The organism is Streptomyces sp. NPDC015220, from assembly GCF_043079345.1.
In the GTDB taxonomy this organism is placed as follows: Bacteria; Actinomycetota; Actinomycetes; order Streptomycetales; family Streptomycetaceae; genus Streptomyces.
Genome location: NZ_JBIBUK010000023.1, coordinates 38,232 through 59,016 on the forward strand (window position 1 = coordinate 38,232; position 20,785 = coordinate 59,016).

12 protein-coding genes and 2 pseudogenes are annotated in these 20,785 nt (G+C 75.5%); 9 read left to right on the forward strand and 5 right to left on the reverse strand.

Annotated elements, in window-relative coordinates:
* Positions 1-76: 76 nt before the first annotated feature.
* Positions 77-959: pseudogene (locus ACF061_RS31780) on the reverse strand (sigma factor).
* Between the two features lie 213 nt (positions 960-1,172).
* Here ACF061_RS31780 and ACF061_RS31785 point away from each other — a divergent pair.
* On the forward strand, positions 1,173-2,003 hold the full coding sequence (locus tag ACF061_RS31785) for an alpha/beta fold hydrolase (RefSeq protein WP_392270456.1): 831 nt from the start codon (positions 1,173-1,175) through the stop codon (positions 2,001-2,003).
* Between the two features lie 96 nt (positions 2,004-2,099).
* On the opposite strand, the pseudogene ACF061_RS31790 reads toward ACF061_RS31785, so the two are convergent.
* Positions 2,100-2,945: pseudogene (locus ACF061_RS31790) on the reverse strand (EamA family transporter); the annotation flags it as partial.
* Here ACF061_RS31790 and ACF061_RS31795 point away from each other — a divergent pair.
* From ACF061_RS31795 to ACF061_RS31815, 5 genes are all read left to right on the forward strand, one after another.
* Entirely contained in the window at positions 2,936-4,477 is a 1,542-nt protein-coding gene (locus ACF061_RS31795) for a PLP-dependent aminotransferase family protein (protein ID WP_392270457.1), read from the forward strand. The pseudogene ACF061_RS31790 and the gene ACF061_RS31795 overlap by 10 nt on opposite strands.
* 587 nt (positions 4,478-5,064) lie before the next feature.
* Entirely contained in the window at positions 5,065-6,648 is a 1,584-nt protein-coding gene (locus ACF061_RS31800; protein ID WP_392270458.1) for an alkaline phosphatase D family protein, read from the forward strand.
* Between the two features lie 144 nt (positions 6,649-6,792).
* Positions 6,793-8,199 (forward strand): SWIM zinc finger family protein, encoded by a 1,407-nt coding sequence (locus ACF061_RS31805; protein ID WP_392270459.1) that lies wholly within the window; start codon positions 6,793-6,795, stop codon positions 8,197-8,199.
* A complete protein-coding gene (locus tag ACF061_RS31810) occupies positions 8,196-10,853 on the forward strand; it encodes a DUF6493 family protein (RefSeq protein ID WP_392270460.1) in 2,658 nt (885 codons plus the stop codon). The genes ACF061_RS31805 and ACF061_RS31810 overlap by 4 nt, the downstream gene beginning before the upstream one ends.
* A 195-nt stretch (positions 10,854-11,048) precedes the next feature.
* On the forward strand, positions 11,049-12,488 hold the full coding sequence (locus ACF061_RS31815) for a GNAT family N-acetyltransferase (RefSeq protein WP_392270461.1): 1,440 nt from the start codon (positions 11,049-11,051) through the stop codon (positions 12,486-12,488).
* A gap of 325 nt (positions 12,489-12,813) precedes the next feature.
* Here ACF061_RS31815 and ACF061_RS31820 read toward each other — a convergent pair whose 3' ends face one another.
* Positions 12,814-14,022, reverse strand: coding sequence for a trans-sulfuration enzyme family protein (locus ACF061_RS31820; RefSeq protein WP_392270526.1), 1,209 nt, complete (start codon positions 14,020-14,022; stop codon positions 12,814-12,816).
* Positions 14,023-14,093: 71 nt separating this feature from the next.
* Here ACF061_RS31820 and ACF061_RS31825 point away from each other — a divergent pair, with 71 nt between their 5' ends.
* Both ACF061_RS31825 and ACF061_RS31830 read left to right on the forward strand, forming a co-directional pair.
* Complete coding sequence (locus ACF061_RS31825) at positions 14,094-14,633, forward strand: Lrp/AsnC family transcriptional regulator (protein WP_392270462.1); 540 nt, start codon at positions 14,094-14,096, stop codon at positions 14,631-14,633.
* Between the two features lie 42 nt (positions 14,634-14,675).
* Positions 14,676-16,364, forward strand: a complete 1,689-nt coding sequence (locus ACF061_RS31830; RefSeq protein ID WP_392270463.1) for a DUF885 domain-containing protein — start codon at positions 14,676-14,678, stop codon at positions 16,362-16,364.
* Between the two features lie 147 nt (positions 16,365-16,511).
* On the opposite strand, the gene ACF061_RS31835 is transcribed toward ACF061_RS31830, so the two are convergent.
* Complete coding sequence (locus tag ACF061_RS31835) at positions 16,512-17,030, reverse strand: rhodanese-like domain-containing protein (RefSeq protein WP_392270527.1); 519 nt, start codon at positions 17,028-17,030, stop codon at positions 16,512-16,514.
* Between the two features lie 124 nt (positions 17,031-17,154).
* On the opposite strand from ACF061_RS31835, the gene ACF061_RS31840 reads away from it, so the two are divergent.
* On the forward strand, positions 17,155-17,601 hold the full coding sequence (locus tag ACF061_RS31840) for an Lrp/AsnC family transcriptional regulator (protein WP_392270464.1): 447 nt from the start codon (positions 17,155-17,157) through the stop codon (positions 17,599-17,601).
* Positions 17,602-17,655: 54 nt separating this feature from the next.
* On the opposite strand, the gene ACF061_RS31845 is transcribed toward ACF061_RS31840, so the two are convergent.
* Positions 17,656-20,649 (reverse strand): AAA family ATPase, encoded by a 2,994-nt coding sequence (locus tag ACF061_RS31845; RefSeq protein ID WP_392270465.1) that lies wholly within the window; start codon positions 20,647-20,649, stop codon positions 17,656-17,658.
* Positions 20,650-20,785: the final 136 nt, after the last annotated feature.

Genomic DNA, 20,785 nt, shown 5'->3' on the forward strand with positions numbered 1-20,785 from the left:
ATGACGTGACGGAGAAGCCCCCGTCGCACGGACGGGGGCCCGGTCTGCGGTTTCGGACGTCGGCGGCAGCGGGAGCTCAGGCGTCGGCCGGCCGAGTCGGCTTGTCCGGATCGCGAAGGATGTAGACCGTCTGGATACGGCCGTCCGCGACGTCGATCCGGAAAAGACTCTCGGGCTTGTCCCCCGAGAGGGTGAGCGCGGCGGGACCGCCATTGACTTCCAGGATCCGGAAGGACATGTCCAGCACGCCCTTCCGGGCCGCGCCGCCGAGGAAGCGGCTCACCTTGCCGGCGGTCCCAGGACCCGCAGCGACGCCCTGGCCTCGCCGCCGCTGTCGCCGACCAGCCGCACCTCGGGCGCGAGCAGCGCCATCAGCCCGGCCAGGTCGCCGCCCGCGGCGGCGGCCGGGAACCGCTCGGTGAGGTCGCGTCGCCGGGCCGGGTCGGCCCCGCAGCGCGGCCGGCGTTCCCCGACGTGTCCGCGGGCCCGTCCGGCCGGCCGGCGCACGGCCGGTTCGCCCCGGCCGAGCATGGCGGCGATCTCCCCGTAGGGGTAGCCGAAGGCTCCCTGAGGACGAACACCGCGCGTTCGAGGGGAGACGGCGACTCGAGGAGGACCAGCACGGCGGGCGACACCGAGTCGGCGAGCAGGGCCCGCTCGGGACCGTCCTGGGTGGTGGCCGCGAAGTCGGTGACCAGGGGCTCCGGCAGCCACGGACCGACGTACGACTCGCCGCGCGCCTTGGTCTGGCGGAGCCGGTCGACGGCCGGACGGGTGGTGATCCGCACCAGATGGGCGCGCGGCTCGCGCACCTCGCTCCGGTCGGCGCCGGACCAGCGCAGCCAGGCCTCCTGCACCACGTCCTCGGCGTCCGCCGGCCACCCGAGCGTGCGGTGGGCGGCACCCATGAGGACGGGGCGGTGCGCTTCGAAGAGACCGGTGTCCGTGTCGGTGGTCACCACCCCGTCCCAGCCGACGCCCCAGGCCGTGTCCAGCGGCCACCGGCCCGTGCGCGCCGGATCGGGACCGTGCGCGCCGGATCCGGCCCGTGTGCGCCGGATCAGGGCCGCGGCTCACGGGTGCGATCAGGGGGCTACCCGCGGGTAGTGATTGCTGACAAGCTGTCTACCGCCAGTTGGCGTCCGCCGGCGATCCCCCGACGAGGAGCATCCATGTCCGCCACAGTCTCCTTCAAGGTCCCCTCTCCGCACGGCCCGCGGACCGTGACCCTCTCCTACGCGCGCGTGGGCACCGGAGAGCCCCTGCTCCTGCTGCACGGCATCGGTCACCACCGGCAGGCCTGGGACCCGGTGATCCACCTCCTCGCGGCCGAGCGCGACGTGATCGCCGTGGACCTGCCCGGCTTCGGAGCCTCCCCCGCGCTGCCCGACGGGCTGCGGCACGACCTGCCGACGATGAACACCGCGCTGGGCGCCCTGTGCGAGACCCTGGGAGTCGACCGGCCCCACGCGGCGGGCAACTCCCTGGGCGGCCTGCTGGCCCTGGAGCTGGGCCGGGAAGGGCTCGCACGGTCCGTCACGGCCCTGTCGCCGGCCGGGTTCTGGACGCAGGCCGAGCGGCGTTACGCGTTCGGCGTGCTGCGGACGATGCGCGGGGTCGCGCTGCGCACGCCAGTGCCGCTGGTCGAGCGGCTCTCCCGTACGGCGGCCGGCCGGACCGTTCTGACGAGCACCATCTACGCGCGGCCCGCGCGGCGTTCACCGCAGGCCGTGGTCGCCGAGACGCTGGCCCTGGCGGGGGCCACCGGGTTCGGGGAGACCCTCCGCGCGGGCGTCGGCGTGCGATTCACGGAAGACGTGCCCGGCATCCCGGTCACCGTGGCCTGGGGCGCCAAGGACCGCCTGCTCGTTCGCCGGCAGGGGGTGCGCGCCAAGCAGATCATTCCGCGGGCCCGGCTGGTGCGGCTGCCCGGCTGCGGACACGTCCCGATGAACGACGACCCGGCGCTGGTCGCGCGCGTGCTCCTCGACGGCAGCCGCTGACCGGCGGCGTCCTGACCTCCGCAGCGCCCCCGAGCCCACGGCGACCCCGGCGCCCACCAGGGCGCTGCCCGCGGCCTGCGCGGCCCCGTACGAGCCGGTGCCGACCAGCGGCGCGGTACAGGCGGCGGCGACGGGGATGAGCCCGGAGAAGAGGGTGGCGCGCTCGGCGCCGATCCGCTCCATGCCCATGTACCAGCAGACGAAGCCGACGACCGTGACGATCGCGGCCTGCCACAGCAGCGCGGCGGCCTCCCCCGCGTCCGGGCGCCGGAGCCAGGCCGTGCCGTCCACGACGGCGCCCGCCAGGGCCGACTCCACGGCCGCGACGCCGCACACCACCGCGGCCAGCAACCGCGGTCCGAGCGGGCGCAGCACGGGCACCGCGAGGACGGCGAAGCCGACCTCACCGGCCAGCGCGCACACGGAGAAGGCGATTCCGGCGCCGTCGGTCCGCCCCCAGCCCTGCACGGTCAGCGCGCCGGCCGCGACGAGCAGGGCTCCCTGGAGCACGGCCCGCTGCGGACGGCGTCGCTCCAGGAACGGGACGAGGACCGCCACGGCCACCGGGGCGCAGCCGACGAAGACGCCCGGCACCGCCGGCTCGGCGGTGCGCTCGGCCGCGAGGACGGACAGGTTGAAGCCGACCATGCCCACCGCCGCCAGCAGTGCCAGCCGGCCCCACCGACGCGGCGGCAGCCGTCGCAGCCGCTCGGCGGCGTCCCGCCCGGCCAGGGGCAGGAGCAGCAGGCAGGCCAGTCCGTAGCGCAGGAACTGGCCCCCCGCGTAAGGGTAGTGGCCGAGGACGCTGTTGGCGGTGAAGGATCCTCCGACGAGGACGCAGGCGAACGCGGCGAGCAGGGCGCCGCGCGAGGTGGTGGCGTTCATGGCAGCGACGCTAGGGAGCGCGGCGGACCGGTTTAAGGTCCACTTCCATGACGTCATCGGGGACCAATCCGGGTGGGCTCTTCGGTTCGGCCGCCTGGGAACTGCTGGTGCCGGCCGCGGCGGCCCCGGCACGAGCGCGTGGCCGCTCCCTGCAGGCCGCGTTGCGCGAGGCCGTCCGTTCCGGCCGGCTCGCCCCGGGGACCCGGCTGCCCTCCAGCCGGGACCTCGCCGCCGATCTCGGCGTGTCGCGCGGGCTGATCACGGAGGCGTACGAGCAGCTGACGGCGGAGGGCTATCTGCGCAGCGGACGCGGAGCCGGGACCTGGGTGGGCGGCGCGGTGCGGGCGGCGCGCACGCGCACGCGGGACCTCGCTCCCCGCTCGCCCGGCGCCCGCGCGGACTTCGTGCCCGGCACGCCGGACCTGTCGCTGTTCCCTCGGGCGGCCTGGACGGCCGCGCACCGCTCGGTGCTGGCCGACCTCCCGCACCACGACCTCGGCTATCCCGACCCGCGCGGGCTGCCCCGGCTGCGCACCGCCCTGGCCGAACTGCTCACCCGCCGCCGCGGCGTCGTCGCGGACCCGGAGCGGCTGGTGGTCGTCTCCGGGGTGGCGCAGGCCGCCGCACTGCTCGGCTCCGTGCTGTACGCGCGCGGGATGCGCGCCGTCGGTGTCGAGGACCCGGGCAGCCCGCAGCACAGCGCCCTGTACGCCGCGGCCGGCGTCCGCACCGTCGCGCTGCCGCTGGACGAGGACGGGCCGGCGCTCGCCCCGCTGCGCCGGTCGGGCGTGCGCGCCCTGGTGACGACGCCCGCGCACCAGTTCCCGACCGGCATCGCCTGCTCCGCGCGGCGCCGCACCGAACTGCTCGACTGGGCGCGGTCGGTGGACGGCGTCGTCTTCGAGGACGACTACGACGGCGACTTCCGCTACGACCGTGCTCCGGTCGGCGCGTTGCAGGGCCTGGATCCGGAGCACGTCGTCTACGCGGGGTCGGTCAGCAAGTCGCTGGCCCCGGGACTGCGGCTGGGCTGGCTGCTCGTACCCGACTCGCTGGCCGACGAGGTCGTCGGGTACAAGCGGACCGCCGACCTCGGGCATCCGACCGTCGACCAGGCGCTGTTCGCCCGTTTCGTCGAGCGGGGCGACTACGACCGGCAGCTCCGCCGCTGTCAGCGGGTCTACCGGGAGCGCCGGGACGCGCTCGTCGCCGCCCTGGCGGACCACTTCCCCGGCGCGCGGCTGTCCGGGATCGCCGCGGGTCTGCACCTGATCGCCGATCTGCCCGGACGGTACGGCCCCGAGGAGCGGTTCCTCGCCCGCGTGGGCGCGGCGGGCGTCGCGGTGCGCACGCTGACGGCGTACACGCACGCGGGCGCCGGTGGTGACACGGCCCGGGGGGAGGACGTCCCGGGTGCGGCGCGCGTCGCGGACTCGGCAACCGGCGGCCCGGGCGCCGGGGCGGTCCGTGCGGGCGACGACGCGGGCGAGGGGCGCGACGGCGTGCGGCTGGTCCTGGGGTACGCGCATCTCGCGCCCTCGCGGATCCGCGAGGGCGTACGGCTGATGGCGGGGGCGGTCGACGGGTGACCGGGCCCGGCAGCGACGCGCGGGCCGCCGAGCGAGCACGCCCTCGCGGCCGTGCGCGCCGGTCGCTCCGGCCCACCGCCCCGCCCGTACGCCGGCCGACCGGTGACCGCCGCTCGCGGCCGCCCGCGCGGGTGGTCGGACGGGTGGCCGGACGGGGGCCGGCCGCGTGGCCGCACGGGTGGCCGGAAACGGGTGCGCCCTGTCGGCCGTCCACGAGTCGTCGGGCCACCGCGCCGCTCCGGTGCCGCGACCGGAAGGGGTTCACCGGCCCGCGACGGCGCTCCCCCGTCCCTCGGCAGGGGACACCTCCACGCCGCGTGGCCGCACCACCCGAGCACACCCGGGGCGCGGGCGACACTCCGCCCCGCGAGGCCCCGCACCGCACCGGACGCCGCGGGCTTCCCGGTGCGCCCTCACGGTCGCGGCACCGGCCGGCCCGCCTCGGCGCGGGGTCGATCCAGCGAGGCGTCCGCCGGTCGGCGCGGCCCGTGCGGCCGGTTGTTCACCCGTGGTTTCCGTGCGCGCCGCACCGCACCAGTAGGTGTGGGACCGAACACTGGCCGAATCCCGTCCCTGGAGGCGCAGCCATGTCCAACCGTCCCTTCCCGGGCCGCCGCAGCGTTCTGCGCGGCTCGCTGGCCGCGTCGGCGGCCCTGACACTGCCCGGCGCGCTCGGCGCCGCCCCGGCGCTCGCCCTGTCGGGCCGCCCCCGGGCGGGCTGGGGCACGCAGGCGGGGGACGTGACCTCCGACTCGGGTCTGGTGTGGGTACGGGCCGACCGTCCGGCGCGGATGATCGTCGAGACGTCCGCCACCGAGTCGTTCCGCAACCCCCGCCGATGGCACGGGCCGCTGCTCGGCGCGGACACGGACTTCACGGGCACGACCCGGCTGCACGGGCTCCCGGCGGGCGAGCAGATCCACTACCGGGTGCTCCTCGCCGACCCGGACGATCCGCGCCGCACCGGCGAGCCCGCCCACGGAACCTTCCGCACCGCGCCCGGGCGCCGGCGTCAGGGCGTGCGGTTCGTCTGGTCCGGCGACCTGGCCGGGCAGGGCTGGGGCATCAACGAGTCGATCGGCGGCTACCGGATCTTCGACGCCATGGCGAAGCTGGACCCGGACTTCTTCCTGTGCAGCGGCGACAACATCTACGCCGACGGCCCGATCCAGGCCACCGCCACGCTCGCCGACGGCAGCCTCTACCGGAACGTCACCACCGAGGAGAAGTCGCACGTCGCGGTCTCGCTGGCCGACTACCGCGGGAACTTCCGCTACAACCTGCTGGACGGCGCGCTGCGCCGGTTCAACGCGCAGGTGCCGAACATCGTCCAGTGGGACGACCACGAGGTCCGCAACAACTGGTACCCCGGCGAGGTCATCGGCGCGGGCACGCCCTACCCGGCCGGTACCAGGCTCGACGACCTGGCGCTGCGGGCCCGGCGGGCCTTCTCGGAGTACTTCCCGGTCTCCACGGTCAGCGGCCGCCCGGACGGGCGGATCTACCGCGTGCACCACCACGGCCCGCTGCTCGACGTGTTCGTGCTCGACATGCGGACCTACCGCAACGCCAACTCGCCCGACGACCAGACCACCGACCCGCAGGGCATCCTCGGCCGTGAGCAGCTGGAGTGGCTCAAGCGCGAACTGGCCCGCTCGCGCGCGGTGTGGAAGGTCGTCGCGGCCGACATGCCGCTCGGGCTGGTCGTGCCCGACGGGGTGGAGGGGAAGGCGAACTTCGAGGCCGTCGCGCAGGGCGACCCCGGCGCGCCGCTCGGCCGCGAGCTGCAGATCGCCGAGCTGCTGCGGTTCGTCAAGCACCGGCGGATCACCGGCACGGTGTGGCTGACGGCCGACGTCCACCACACCTCGGCCCAGCACTACGACCCGGCGCGGGCGGCGTTCAAGGACTTCGAGCCGTTCTGGGAGTTCGTCTCGGGCCCGCTCAACGCGGGCGCCTTCCCGGCCAGCGCCCTCGACGGCACGTTCGGGCCGGACCGGGTCTTCGTCAAGGCGCCGACCACGTCGAACGTCTCGCCGGCCGAGGGCTACCAGTTCTTCGGCGAGGTCGACATCGACGGCGGCAGCGGTGAACTGACGGTCCGGCTGCGCGAGCAGGACGGCACGGTGCTGTTCACCCAGGTGCTTCAGCCGGGGCGGGTCGGGCAGTAACTCCCGTACTCTCTTCTCCTGTGCCGCGCACCGGCGTCATCCCCCGGTGCGCGGCACCGTCGCACCGACACTCCCAACTGGCCGAGGATCCCAGCGTTTCCGCAGGCCGGAGCCATTGTCAGTGGTCGCCTCTACGGTTTTCCCATGACGCGATCCTTGCAGGCCGTGACCTATTGCCGACCCTCCGTGCTGGAGTCCGCCGCGGACGGACGCCGGCTGGGACTGGAGACGTCGCGGGGTGCCACCCCGGCGGGTGTCGAGGACCACCCGCGCTTCTTCTCCGGGTTCCTGACGACCCCGCGGGCGGCCGCGGCCGGACTGCTGGCGGTGGCCGACGTGGCGGCGGCCCGCTACTACCAGCCCCAGCTGCGCGCCTCCCTCGACCCGGTGGTGACCGGCAACGGCGACCGGCTGCGCTTCGAGTCCTTCTCCGGCTGCTGCGGGGTGTACGCGCGCCTGGACGTGCTGCGGTCCGGCCTCGACGGTGGCGAGGTGGGGCACGGCACGACCAATGTCGACGTGAACAACCCGCTGCGCGAGGCGCTGTCCCGGATCGGCGCCCACGACCCGCTGCACCTGCGGGTCGGGCCCGAGGAGCTGGCCGTCACCACGACGGACGGGCCGGTGGTGGAGAAGAAGGTGCCGCTGCCGGACCGGTGGCTGCGCGGCTTCGCGGAGGCCCAGGTCATAGCGGCCGGCTTCGATCTGCGGGCCGAACTGCCGGCGGCCGAGGCCGTGCGGTTCCTGCGGTCGCTGCCGCGCGGCGGGCAGCGGGGCGCCGGGAGCGGCCCACGCTGGGTGGTGCCGGCCGGACGCGGGCTGCGGCCGACGGTGCGGCCGGTGCCCGGCGCGGTGTGCCTGCCGGGTCCCGAACGGCTGGCCGCACTCCAGCGGGTGCTTCGGCATGCGACGGCGCTGCGGGTCTACGGGCCCGCGGTCGCGGACGCCGCCGCGTCGGCCAGTGCCTGGGAGGCCGTCCTGCCCGGGATGCGGCTGACGCTGACGCTGTCGCCCGACGCCTCGCGCGGGTTCTCCGGTGAGGGCGGGGTGCTGGACGCGCTGGCCACCGACGAGGCGGCCCAGGACGCGGAGCTGATCTCGGTGCTGCTGGCCTGGGAGCCCCGCGTCGACGTCGCCGACCTCGGCGCCGCCTCCGGACTCGGCCCGGAGCGGGTCCGCGCGGCGCTGGTCCGGCTGGGCACCTCGGGCCGCGTCGGGTACGACACCGCGGAGGCCGCCTACTTCCACCGGGAGCTGCCCTACGACGCCGATCGCGCCGAGCGGCACAATCCTCGGTTGCGGTCCGCCCGTGTCCTGGCCGACTCGGGGGCCGTGGCGTTGGACGGAGCCCTGGCCACGGTCACGGCAGAGGACGGGCACGCGCACCGGGTGCGCGAGGAGGACGGGGTGCTCAGCTGCAGTTGCCTGTGGTGGGCGCGGTACCGGGGCGGGCGCGGGCCGTGCAAGCACGCGCTGGCGGTGCGGATGGTGCGGCGGGGAACCGTCGCCGTGGAGCGGTACGAAGCGCGGGTCGCCGGGGGTGTGCGATGAGTGAGCTGCTGGAAGCGGTACGGGCCGGACGGACGGCCGAGGCCGTGAATCTCCTGGACGGGATGACCGACGCCGAACGGCGGGCGGAGTTCCCCGCGTTGAAGGCTCTGCGCAAGGAGCTCCGGGCGGCGCGGTGGGACGCGGACTCCCGCCGGGCCTATCCGGCGCTGCACGTGGCCGGGACGGCCTGCCAGACCGGCGCGGCGGGTGCGGCGAGCTGGCTCGCGGCGGCCGACATGCGCTGGTCGGGGATCTCCCCCGGGCTCGTCCTGCACGTTCTCGGCGACCGCGAGCCCGGCTGGCTCGCCGATGTGGCGCACCGCATCGCACAGCGGCCCCCCGGCGCGGCGGTGCCTTACGGGCTGATGGCCGGACTGGTGCGGCTGGCCGGCTGCCCGGTGCCGACGACCGATGCCTACGTGCACGGCTGGGTGCGGCACATCCGCGGCACCTGGCAGCTCGGCGACTCCGTGTTCGACCGGCTGCGCAAGGACCCGTACCTCACGGACCTGGTGGCTGCGCTCTTCGTGACCGACGACATCGGCGGTCTGCTGGAGGGGGGAGCGGGCGAGGGGCCGAACAGCTGGCACGAAGCGCTCGCCCGGCTCACCGCCGAGGGCGCCCTCGACCGCGGGGCGACGGTCGACGCCTGCGTGGCCCGTCTGCTGCGGGGCGGCCGGGCCGCCGACCAGCGGGCGTTCCTGCGTGTGCTGAAGTCCCTGGATCCGGCGCGCGAGGAACAGCGGGAGCGTATCGCCGACTGGCTGGCGCTGGCCTCGGACGGGGTGTCCGTGGTGGCCTCCTACGCGCAGTCCGTGCTGGGGGCGCTCGCCCTGGACGGCGAGCTGCCGCACCGCCGGCTGGCCGAGATGTCCGAGGCGGTGCTGTTCCGGCCGGAACGCAAGCTGGTGCGGGCGCAGCTCGTCCTGGTGGGAAAGGCGCTCGCCCGGGACAGGGGCGCGGCGGACGAGCTGCTGCCCGCCGTCGCCCAGGCCTTCGGGCACGAGGACGCGGACGTGCGGGAGCGGGCGTTGAAGCTCGTGGAACGGCATGTGAAGAAGGTCCGGTCCACCGAGGCGCGGGCGGAACTGCACACCGCGGCGGAGCTGTTGGGGCCCGCGCTGCGCGCTCGGGCGGTGGGCACCCTGGGCGCGGCACCGGCCGGGCCGGCCGTCCACGAAGAGGTCCTTCCGCCGGTGCCACGACCGCTGCGTCTCGCACCGGCCCCGGCCTCGGTGACCGAACTCGCCGAGGAGGTGGGAGCCGCGCTGGCGGCGGAGGCGGACCCGGCCACTTTCGAACGAACCCTGGACGGGCTGGTCCGTCACGCGTACGCCGACCGGGAGCCGCTGCTGGAGGCCCTGCGTCCCGTGGTCGGCAGGCGCTGGTGGGCCGAGGACCGCCCGGCGTACCCGTTCGACGCGGACCACCACTACGGCAGCCGCCGCCACGGCATGACGGGCGCGGCCGACGGCCTGGACCTCATTCTGGCGACGCTGTGGAGCAGAACGCGCACCGCCACGCTCCACTCCGCGCTCCAGCGGGGCACACCCGCCAGAACCTGCGCGCACGAAGCGCTCGCCCACGTCTTCGACGCCCGGCTGTGGGAGGTCGCCCACCGGATACGCACCGAGCCGCTGCCGTTCCTGCTCGCCACGCCCACCTGGAGCACCGGCCTGCTGGAGCCGGACGAACTGGTGACGCGCCTCGACGCCTACCGACGCCTGGGCGTCCGTGCGGCCGCGATCGACTTCGCCCAGGCGCTGCTGCGGGTGGGGCGCGAGGACCGTGCCGCGGCCACGGCGGCGGCGGAGCGGGCGGCGGCCCTCGGCACCGCGGAGGGCGCACGCCTGGCCCGGTGGCTGACCGCCGGGGAGCCGGCGCTGCCCGCGATCCGCCGGCGGACGTCGGGGCCCCGGATACTCGCCGAGGCCGGCGAACTGCCGGAGCTGCAGGAGGACTTCCCGGCCGTCCTCCGGGCGCTGGGCCGGCCGACGAGCGCGTTCGGGGAGAGCCAGTACTGCTACCACTGGAGCACCTCCCTGAAGGCGCACTGGCCGACCATGGTCCCCGAACGGCGTGAGCTGGTCTCCGTGCGGCTGCTGCGCGACCTGTCCACCGCCGCCGTGGACGGAGTCCGGGGCGTGGCCTCCGTCCTGCCGCTGCTCGCCGAGTCCGGCGGCGCGGCGGGCGAGTCGACGCACCTGGGCCTGGCGTACGGGCTCGGCGCGCGGCACCCGGAGGACCGGCTGGCCGCCGTGGACGCGCTGCTGGTCCTGGCGGCACGCGGGCAGCTGGACGCCGCCCGCCTGGGCACGGACCTGGGGCAGCTGGTGCGGTCGGGCGCCGTGAAGCCGCTGCGTCTCGCGGAGTCGCTGCGCACGGCGGCGGCCACCGGGGCGAACGCCACCCTCTGGGGGCTGCTCAGTCACCTGCTGCCCGCTCTGCTCGCCGATCTCACGGCCGGCGGCCCGGCCGGGCCGGTGCGCGGGCTGGGTGATCTGCTGGCGGTGGCGGCGGAGTGCGCGGAACGATGCGGCGCCCGGGGCGAGTTGCCGCACCTGGCGGTGACGGCCGACCGGCCCGGCTCGTCACGCCTGGTCGCGGAGGCCCGCCGGCTGCGGGGCACGCTGACGGCGGAGGTGGCCGCATGACCTGACGTCGAGCGCCCGGCCGCCGGTCGCTCCCGCGGCGCACTCCGACCGGCGCGGCCGTCGCACACCGCACACCGCACACCGCACACCGCACCAAACCGGTTCAACGGGGCGGATCGACGCTTTACCAGTAAGTCACAGGGCGTTCGCGATCAGGCAACACCGTTCCTCCACAGTGACGGTATGACTCGGGAAATGTCTGATGTGACACGGACGAAGCACGGTCGCCCGGTGCACCACTGGCGGCGGGACGTGATCGAACTTGCCGCGCTGTTCACGGCGGTGGCGGTGGCGGACGGCGTGGCGAACCTGATCGGCCATGGCCCGGACGGGCCGGCCCTGCTGCTGGTCTCGGCACTGGCGCTGATCGCGACGACGGCGTTCCACACCTGGTGGGCACGGCGCCACGGCCACGCGCCCCCGGCGGAGGATACCGGTGCCCGGCCGCCCGCCGCCGAACGGCGGCAGGCCGGGCCGTCCGTCGCCGCGCCGGCGGCACCCGACTCGGTGCCGGTGCCCAGCTCGCTGTGGCGGCTGCGGACGACGGTGAAGGACGAGCCGGGGTCGCTGGCCGCGCTCTGCGCGGCACTGGCCACCCGGCACGTCGACATCCTCAGCCTGCAGACGCACCCGCTGGCCGCGGGCACGGTGGACGAGTTCCTGCTGCGCGCGCCCGGCGGGACCGAGGCGTCGGAGGTGACCCGCGCGGTGGCCTCGGCCGGTGGCTTGGACACGTGGATCGAACGTGCCGACGCGCACGATCTGGTGGACGCGCCCACCCGGGTCCTGGGCCTGGCGGCGCGCACGGCACTGGACGCGGCAGAGCTCCCCTTGGCACTCCGGCAGTTGCTGGGGCGGTGCACTATCCGTTCCCTCCCGGACCGGCCGGCGGGCGGTGGCCACGGGGCCGAGGAGGTGCCTGCGGAGGGGGTGCTGGAGGACACGGTGCTGCGGCTGCGGGCGCCGGAGGGCGGTGTGATCACCGTCGAGCGGCCCCATCTGCCGTTCACACCCACCGAGTTCGCCCGGGCCCGGGCGCTGGTGGAGCTGGACGCCCGGCTCGGACCGCGTATTCCGCGGGGACAGGACGTGCTGACGCTGCCCGAGGGCAGCGCGATCACCGTGCGCCGGGCCGACACCAGCGACCTGCCCGCGGCCAGGCGGATGCACGACCGGTGCTCGGCCCGGACGCTGGGCCGGCGCTATCACGGACCGGTCGGCGACGCCGACCGCTATCTGAACCACCTGCTCAGCCCGCGCTTCGGGCGGACCCTCGCCGCGCAGACCGCGTCGGGCCGGATCGTCGGCCTCGGCCATCTGCTGTGGGACGGCGACGAGACGGAGGTCGCGCTCCTCGTCGAGGACGAGTGGCAGCAGCGTGGCATCGGCGCCGAACTGTTGAGCCGCCTGGTGGCGATGGCCGTCGAGGCGGGCTGCGCGAGCGTGTACGCCGTGACGCAGGCGTCGAACACCGGCATGGTCGCCGCCATGCGCGGTCTCGGCCTCCCGCTCGACTACCAGATCGAGGAAGGCACCCTGGTGATCACGGCCCGCCTGGACAAGCACCCGGCACACTCGCGGCCGCCGCAGGACGGCCACCGCCGGGAGTACGACGGCTCCGCCCTGCGCGACTGACCTCCGGCCCGCCCCGAATGGTGGAAGTCCACCGGTCCGGCTGTCCGCCGTTCCGGAGGGCCGGGAGTTCGGCCGGGACGGCGGGCCGGTGGGCCGACGGACAGCCGAACGGGTGGACGGCGGGCCGGGAGACCCGCCGGACCGGTGGGCCGACGCACAGCCGGGCCCGTGGACAGCCGGACAGGCAGGACGGCGGTCCGGACCGGCGGAAGTCCGGCGGCCCCAGAGCTTCCTGGTCCGACGGACGGCGGATCGCCCGCCGGACCAGCAGGACGGCGGACCGGCAGGACGGCGGACCGGCAGGACGGTGGGCCGGTGGGCCCGCTCAGTTCAGCGCCTCGTGCAGGCCCTTCACGTCGGGTGTTCCCGGCCGGAGCCTGCCCAGGGCCGTGTCCAGGTCGGCCCACAGGTCCTCGACGTCCTCCAGACCGACCGACATGCGCAGCAGCCGGTCGCTCACCCCGGCGCCCCGCCGGTCATCCGCGTCCACGATGCGGTGGCTGATGGAGGCGGGGTGCTGGATCAGCGTGTCGACGCTGCCGAGGCTCACGGCCGGCGTGATCAGGCGGACCCCGCCGATGACGGCGTGCGGGTCGCCGTGCACCTCGAAGGCGACCATCGCGCCGCCGATCCGCGGGTAGTGCACCCGGGCGACGCGCGGGTCGGCCGCCAGCCTGGTGGCCAGCTCCGCCGCGGTGGCCGAGGCGGCGCGCACCCGCACCGGCAGCGTGGACAGGCCGCGCAGCAGCAGGTAGCCGGCGAGCGGGTGCAGGACCCCGCCGGTGGCGAACCGCACCTGCCGCAGCCGCCCGGCGAGTTCCTCGTCGCAGGCCACCACACCGGCCATCACGTCCCCGTGCCCGCCCAGGTACTTGGTGGCGCTGTGCAGCACCAGCCGGGCGCCGGCTTCGGCCGGGCGCTGCAGCACGGGGGTGGCGAAGGTGTTGTCGGCGAGCAGCGGCACCGAGCCGCAGGCGTGGGCGACGGCTCGCAGGTCCACCTCGGCCAGCGTCGGGTTGGCCGGGGACTCCACCATCACCAGGCCGGTGTCCGGGCGCAGCGCGTCGGCGATCCCGGCCGGGTCGGTCCAGGTCACCTCGCTGCCCAGCAGCCCGGCGGTCAGCAGGTGGTCGCTGCAGCCGTACAGGGGGCGGACGGCCACGACGTGCCGCAGGCCCATCGAGGCGCGCACGAGGAGGACCGCGCTGAGCGCGGCCATGCCGCTGGCGAAGGCGACCGCGGATCCGGTGCCCTCCAGCCGGGCCAGCGCGGTCTCGAAGCGGGCGACGGTCGGGTTGCCGAGCCGCCCGTAGACCGGTGGGCCGTCGAGTTCGGCGCCGTCGGCGGCGAAGGCGTCGATGCGGGCGGCCTCGGCCCGGCTGTCGCGGGAGGGGTAGGTGGTGGACAGGTCGATCGGCGGGGCGTGCAGCCCCTGCCGGGCGAGGTCCTCACGGCCGGCGTGCACCGCTTCGGTGGCCAGTGCTCTGGGGGCGGGGCGTACGTCGTCGTACGCGGACGTGCTCGCTGAGTCCAAGGGCGTGTCCATGACCGAAGGGTGAACAGCGAACGGGCCGGGCGGCCGGAACTCCGTGCTACGTTCGGCGCATGGCGGAATCTGTCGTACTGGACCCGGTGGACCTCCATCTGCTGCGGCTGCTTCAGAACGACGCCCGGACCACCTACCGCGATCTCGCCGCGCAGGTCGGGGTCGCGCCGTCGACCTGTCTGGACCGGGTGGCCCGGCTGCGCCGCTCGGGCGTGGTCCTCGGCCATCAGCTGCGGCTCGATCCGGCCAAGCTGGGCCGGGGGCTGGAGGCGTTGCTGTCGGTCCAGGTCAGGCCGCACCGACGGGAGCTGGTGGGTCCGTTCGTGGAGCGGATCCGGGCACTGCCGGAGTCGCGGACCGTGTTCCACCTGACCGGTCCGGAGGACTACCTCGTCCATGTGGCGGTCGCCGACATGGCTGATCTGCAGCGGCTGGTGCTGGACGAGTTCACCGCGCGCCGCGAGGTGGCGCGGGTGGAGACCCGGCTGATCTTCCAGCAGTGGGAGTGCGGACCGCTGCTGCCGCCCGGCGCGGAGACGGGAACGCTCTCCGCGAAACAGGACCGCATATCGGACGGAACGCCGCCCGGGGTCCGGTAACCGGGCTGACGCGGGCGGCGTCGGCGTACGAGTATGGTCCGCATGTCTCAGACCAATAGCCCGCTGCCCCGTCAGGTCGCCGACGCGTACGTCGACGAGCTCATCGCCCTCGATCCGATCACCGGCACGTACCTCGGCGTGAAGGAGAGTTCCAGCCGGCTGCCCGACACCTCGCCCGCCGGCCAGGAGGCGCTCGCGGAGCTGGCGCGCACGACGCTGGCCCGGCTGACGGAGGCGGAGCGCCTGCCCGGTGCCGACACCGACATCGAACGCCGGTGCGCCCGTCTGCTGCGCGAGCGACTGACCGCCGAACTCGCCGTGCACGAGGCCGACGAGTCCCTGCGGGCGGTGAGCAACATCCACAGCCCGGTGCACTCGGTGCGCGAGGCCTTCACCATCACCCCCACCGACACGGACGAGGACTGGGCGGCGGTCGCCGAACGGCTGCGCGCCGTCCCGGCCGCGCTGGGCGGCTACCGCGAGTCGCTGGCGCTCGGCCTGGAGCGCAAGCTGTACGCGGGAGCGCGGCCGACGGCCACCTTCGTCGAACAGCTCACCGAGTGGTCGGACACCGGCCAGGGCCGCGGCTGGTTCGAGGACTTCGCCGCCGACGGCCCGCAGTCCCTGCGCGGCGAACTGGACGCGGCCGCCCGGCTGGCGACCGCGGCCGTCGTCGAACTGCGGGACTGGATGCGCGACGTGTACGCGCCGGCGGTCGAGGGCGCGCCGGACACGGTCGGCCGGGAACGCTACGCGCGCTTCTCCCGCTACTACAACGGAACGGACCTGGACCTCGACGAGGCGTACGCCTACGGCTGGTCGGAGTTCCACCGTCTGCTGGGCGAGATGAAGAAGGAGGCCGAGAAGGTCCTGCCCGGGGCCGGGACGCCGTGGGTGGCGCTGGCGCACCTCGAGGAGAACGGCGCGTGCATCGAGGGCGTCGACGAGGTCCGCGCCTGGCTGCAGGGCCTGATGGACGAGGCGATCGAGGCACTGGACGGCACGCACTTCGAACTCGCCGAGCGGGTACGGAAGGTGGAGTCCTGCATCGCGCCGCCCGGTGGCGCCGCGGCCCCGTACTACACGGCGCCGTCCGCGGACTTCTCGCGGCCGGGCCGGACCTGGCTGCCGACCATGGGGCTGACCCGCTTCCCGGTGTACGACCTGGTGTCGACCTGGTACCACGAGGGCGTTCCGGGGCACCATCTGCAGCTCGCCCAGTGGGCGCACGTGGCCGATGACCTCTCGCGCTACCAGGCGACGGTGGGCATCGTCAGCGCCAACGCCGAGGGCTGGGCACTGTACGCGGAGCGCCTGATGGACGAGCTCGGTTTCCTCACGGACCCCGAGCGGCGGCTCGGTTACCTGGACGCGCAGATGATGCGCGCGGTCCGCGTCATCATCGACATCGGCATGCACCTGGAGCTGGAGATCCCGGCGGACTCGCCGTTCCACCCGGGTGAGCGCTGGACTCCGGAACTGGCGCTGGAGTTCTTCGGCTCGCACAGCAGCCGGCCGAGGGACTTCGTGGCGAGCGAGCTGATCCGCTACCTGTCGATGCCCGGCCAGGCGATCGGCTACAAGCTGGGCGAGCGGGCCTGGCTGCTGGGCCGCGAGAACGCCCGGAAGCGGCACGGCGACGCGTTCGACGCGAAGGCCTGGCACATGGCGGCCCTGTCCCAGGGTTCGCTGGGGCTGGACGACCTGCTGGACGAGCTCTCCCAGCTGTGATCCCGGAGGCGGGGCGGCCCGGCGGACCGCCCCGCCCGCGTCCGGTCCCCGCCCGATGCGCCTTCGCCCGACGCGCCTTCGCCTTTCCCCTGGGTCCGCCTTCGGCCCGCCCCGCCCGGCGCCCGTGGCTCCCGCGGCCGGGACGGGTCAGCAGCCGCAGTCGTCGCCCCCGACCGGTGCCGTCAGCGGGTCGGCCGCGCGGCGCTCGCCGCCCTGCCAGGTCTCGTACGCGAAGCCCTCGCGCACCCAGTACTCGAAGCCGCCGAGCATCTCCTTGACCCGGTAGCCCAGTTCGGCGAGGGCGAGGGCGGCGCGGGTGGCTCCGTCGCAGCCGGGGCCCCAGCAGTAGGTGACGACCGGCACGGACCTGTCGAGCAGCGCCTCGGCCTGCTCGGGGATCAGGGCGGTCGGCAGGTGCACCGCGCCAGGGACGTGCCCCTGGTCCCACGCCTCGGTGGAGCGGGAGTCCAGCACGACGAACCCGGCGTCGCCGCCGGCCGCGAGCGCGGCGGCGACGTCGGAGACGTCCGCGTGGAAGGCGAGGCTCGCCCGGAAGTGGGCGGCGGCCTCGGCCGGCGCGGCGGGGGGCACACGCAGCACCGGGTTCGCGGCGGCCCGGAAGGGCCCGGCGGGGGCTGTTGCGGCGGTGGCTGCGGGGGAGGTCATCGTCTGGCCCTTTCCGTGGATCGGTTCGGCGACCTGAAATCTACGGTCGAAGACCGCCGCCCTGAAGTGGTGATCCACCGCGCACCTCTTGATCGGCCGGGGTTTCCCCTGCTATCCATCGCCCATGACCGCGTTTTCCCCGGACGCCACCGACTGGCGCATTCTCGACGTCCTCCAGCGGGAGGGCCGGGCCAGCTACGCCGAACTCGCACGTGCCGTGTCGATGTCCCCGAGCGCGGTCACCGAACGGGTGCGGCGGCTGGAGGAGGCGGGCGTCATCCAGGGGTACGCGGCCGTGGTGGACCCGGACCGGCTGGGACTGCCGATCCTCGCCTTCGTACGGCTGCGCTATCCGAACGGCAACTACAAGCCCTTCCACGACCTGGTCGCCGCTACCCCCGAGATCCTCGAGGCGCACCACGTGACGGGCGACGACTGCTTCGTCATCAAGGTCGCCGCGCGCTCCATGCGCCACCTGGAGGAGGTGTCCGGCAGGATCGGCGCGCTGGGGTCGGTGACCACGAGCGTGGTGTACTCCTCTCCCCTGCCGAGGCGCCCCCTCGGCCGATAGGGCCGCCCAGGATCCCGGCGCGGTCCGGTCCGGCAGGGGCCCGGCACGGCCCTGTCAGGCCGCTCCGCGCTGCCGCACCGTCGACCCGGAGCGGCCCTTCACGAGCTCCAGTTGCGCGTGCACGCGCCGCCGCAGGTCGGCGACGTGACTGACGATGCCCACGCTGCGGTCGCGTTCGCGCAGCGAGTCGAGGACGTCCAGGACCTCGTCGAGGGTCTGGTCGTCGAGGCTGCCGAAGCCCTCGTCGATGAAGAGGGTGTCCAGCCGGACCCCGCCGGCCTCGTCGGTGACGACGTCCGCGAGGCCGAGGGCGAGGGCGAGCGAGGCGAAGAACGTCTCGCCGCCCGACAGGGTCGCCGTGTCCCGTTCCCGGCCGGTCCAGGCGTCGACGACGTGCAGCCCCAGGCCGCTTCGGCCGCGGCCGGTGCGGTCGTCGGAGTGGACCAGGGTGTAGCGGCCGGACGACATGCGCAGCAGGCGCACGGTCGCGGCGGCGGCGACCTGTTCCAGGCGGGCCGCCAGGACGTAGGACTCCAGGCGCATCCGGCGCTCGTTGTCGGCGGAGGTGCCCGCGGTGAGGGCCGCGAGCCGGGCCACCCGGTCGTACTCCTCGCGCAACGGCGCGAGGCGTCGGACGCCGGTGGCCGCGTTCGCGGAGAGCCGGTCGAGGTCGGCGCAGCGGCGGGCGGCGGCGTCCCGTTCGGAGGCGGCCTCGCGCAGCCGCCGGCCGGCGGCGGCCGCGGCGTCCTCCGCGGCGGCGAGGTCGGCCGGCGCCTGCTGGGCGGCGGCGACGGTGTCGGTCTCGGCGAGCGCCGCGCGCACGGCGGCCTCCTCCGCCTGCCAGGTGTCCAGTCGGCGCTGGAGCTCGCGGTGGGCGGCGTCGTCCAGGAGCGCCGCGGCGGCCTCCTGCGGGGTGTCGAAGCCGGCCCGGAAGGCGGCCTCGGCGAGTCGCCCGTCGGCGTGCTTGAGCCGCTCGGCGCTCTCCTCGGCGGCGCGCGCCGCGTCGGCGGCGTCGGTGAGCAGCGCCGCCTGCCGCTGAAGTTGCCCGGCCCGTGCGGCGACGCTGTGGGCGGTGCCCCGGGCTACGGCCAGCTCGGCCTCCAGAGCGGCCTCCTCGCGGTCCAGGCCCTCCTTGCGGGTCAGCCGGGCGGCCGCGCGGACCTCGGCCTGCCGGCGGTCGGCGAGCCGGCGCTCGCGCTCCTGCTCCGCACCGCGCAGTTCCTCCTGCGCCGGGTGCAGCAGGGAGGCGTCCCGGCGCGCCTGCGCGAGCTGTCCCTCGAGGTCCCGCACCTCGTCGGCGAGTCGTGCGGCCGGTGCGTCGCCCGCCTCGGCGGTGGCGGCGGCCAGTGCCTCGCGCACGGCGCCGAGACGGCGCTCGTCCTCGGCGCGCAGTTCCTCGGCGTCCTGGTGCGCGGCCAGGGCGCGTTCCTCGGTCGCCCGGTCGACGTGCCCGGCGACCCTGCTTGCGGGCGCGGGGTGCTCGGTGGCCCCGCAGACCGCGCAGGGCTCGCCGTCGGCGAGGCCCGCGGCCAGTTCGGCGGCGATGCCGTTCAGCCGCTGTTCCTTCAGTTCGAGCCAGTGCTCCTTGGCCCGCGCGGCTCGTTCGGCGGAGTCGAGGGCGCGGCGCCGCGCCTGCTGCGTCTCTTCCGTCAGCCGGTCCCGGGTCCGGGCGGCGGCGAGCCGGTCCTGGGCGGGTCCACGCCGTACGGCGAGCTGTTCCGCCAGGCCCGCCGCCTGCTGTGCCGCCTCGATGCGGTCCTGGAGTCCCGCGCGGGTCGCCTCCCACCCGGCGAGCCAGCCCTCGGCCTCCTGGAGCACGTCCTCGTCGGCGCGCTCCTGCCGCTCCGCGTCGGCGCGTTCGGCCAGGAGTTCGGCCAGACGCCGCTCCGCGCGGCGAGCCGACTCCAGCGAGCCCAGTTCCTCCGCGGCCCGGCGCGCGGCGGCGGCCAGTCCGCCGGCTCCGGCGTCGGCGAAGGGCTCCGGCAGCAGCGTCCGCGCGCGGGCCTCGGCGGCGGCCGCCCGCCGGTGTTCGGCGTCGGCGGCCTCCCGCAGCTCCAGCGCCGGCGCGACGGTCTCCGCCTTGCGCCCCCGCTCCATCCGCGCCTGTGCCTCCCGGTGCGCGCCGGCCCGGTCCGCCAGACGCCCGGCGCGTTCCCGTGCCTCGGTGAACCGCCGCTGCAGCCGGGACAGTTCGCGTACGCCGTCCAGGGCGCGCTCCGCGTCGCGCTGCGCGGTCTCGGCGGCGGCGAGCCGGCACCGGGCGACGGTCAGCTGCTCACGCGCGGTGCTCCGGGCGACGGCGGCGGCGGTCAGCACCGCTTCGGCCAGTCCTGGTTCGCCGGGGGCGAGTTCCGGCAGTTCCATGGCGTGGCCGGCCGCCTGCTGCATGCGGTGGGCGTCGGCGAGCAGCGCGGCGTCGCCCTCGCGCACCCGGGCCTCGGTGGCGCGCCTGCGTTCGGCGAGGCGCTTCTCGACCTCGGCGAAGCGCTGGGTGTCGAACAGGCGGCCGAGCAGTTTGCCGCGGGCCTCGGCGTCCGCGCGCAGGAAGCGGGCGAAGTCGCCCTGCGGCAGCAGCACGACCTGGCAGAACTGCTCGCGGCTCATGCCGAGCAGCTGGGTGATCTCCTCGCCGATCTCCTGGTGGGAGCGGCTGAGGTCCTTCCAGGCGCGCGTCGTCGCGTCGTACTCGCGCAGCCAGGTCTGCGCCTTGTCGACGGTGGTGCCGGTGCCGCGCCGCTTCGGACGCTGCCAGGGCGGCTGCCGGGTGATCTCCAGCCGGCGTCCGGCGACGGTGAGGTCCAGGGTGACCTGGGTACGGGCGTCCGGCGCGGCGTGGTCGCTGCGCAGGGTGATCCCCTGCCCGCTCTGCCGGGCGCCGGGCACCGAGCCGTACAGGGCGTAGCACACGGCGTCCAGCACGGACGTCTTGCCCGCCCCGGTCGGTCCGTGCAGCAGGAACAGTCCGGCGGCCGACAGCGCGTCGAAGTCGACGCTCTGGCAGCCGCCGAAGGGCCCGAAGGCGGTGATCTCGAGCCGGTGCAGCCTCACTGGGCCTCCCCCTTGCCGTGCGTCGCCGACAGCCGCCGCGGACCACCGTCGCCGCGGGCCGCCGCGTACCACCGCGTCCGGGCATCCGCGCGGCCGGACGCCCGCCGCGCCCTCGCACCCCCGGCGGCGCCGGTCG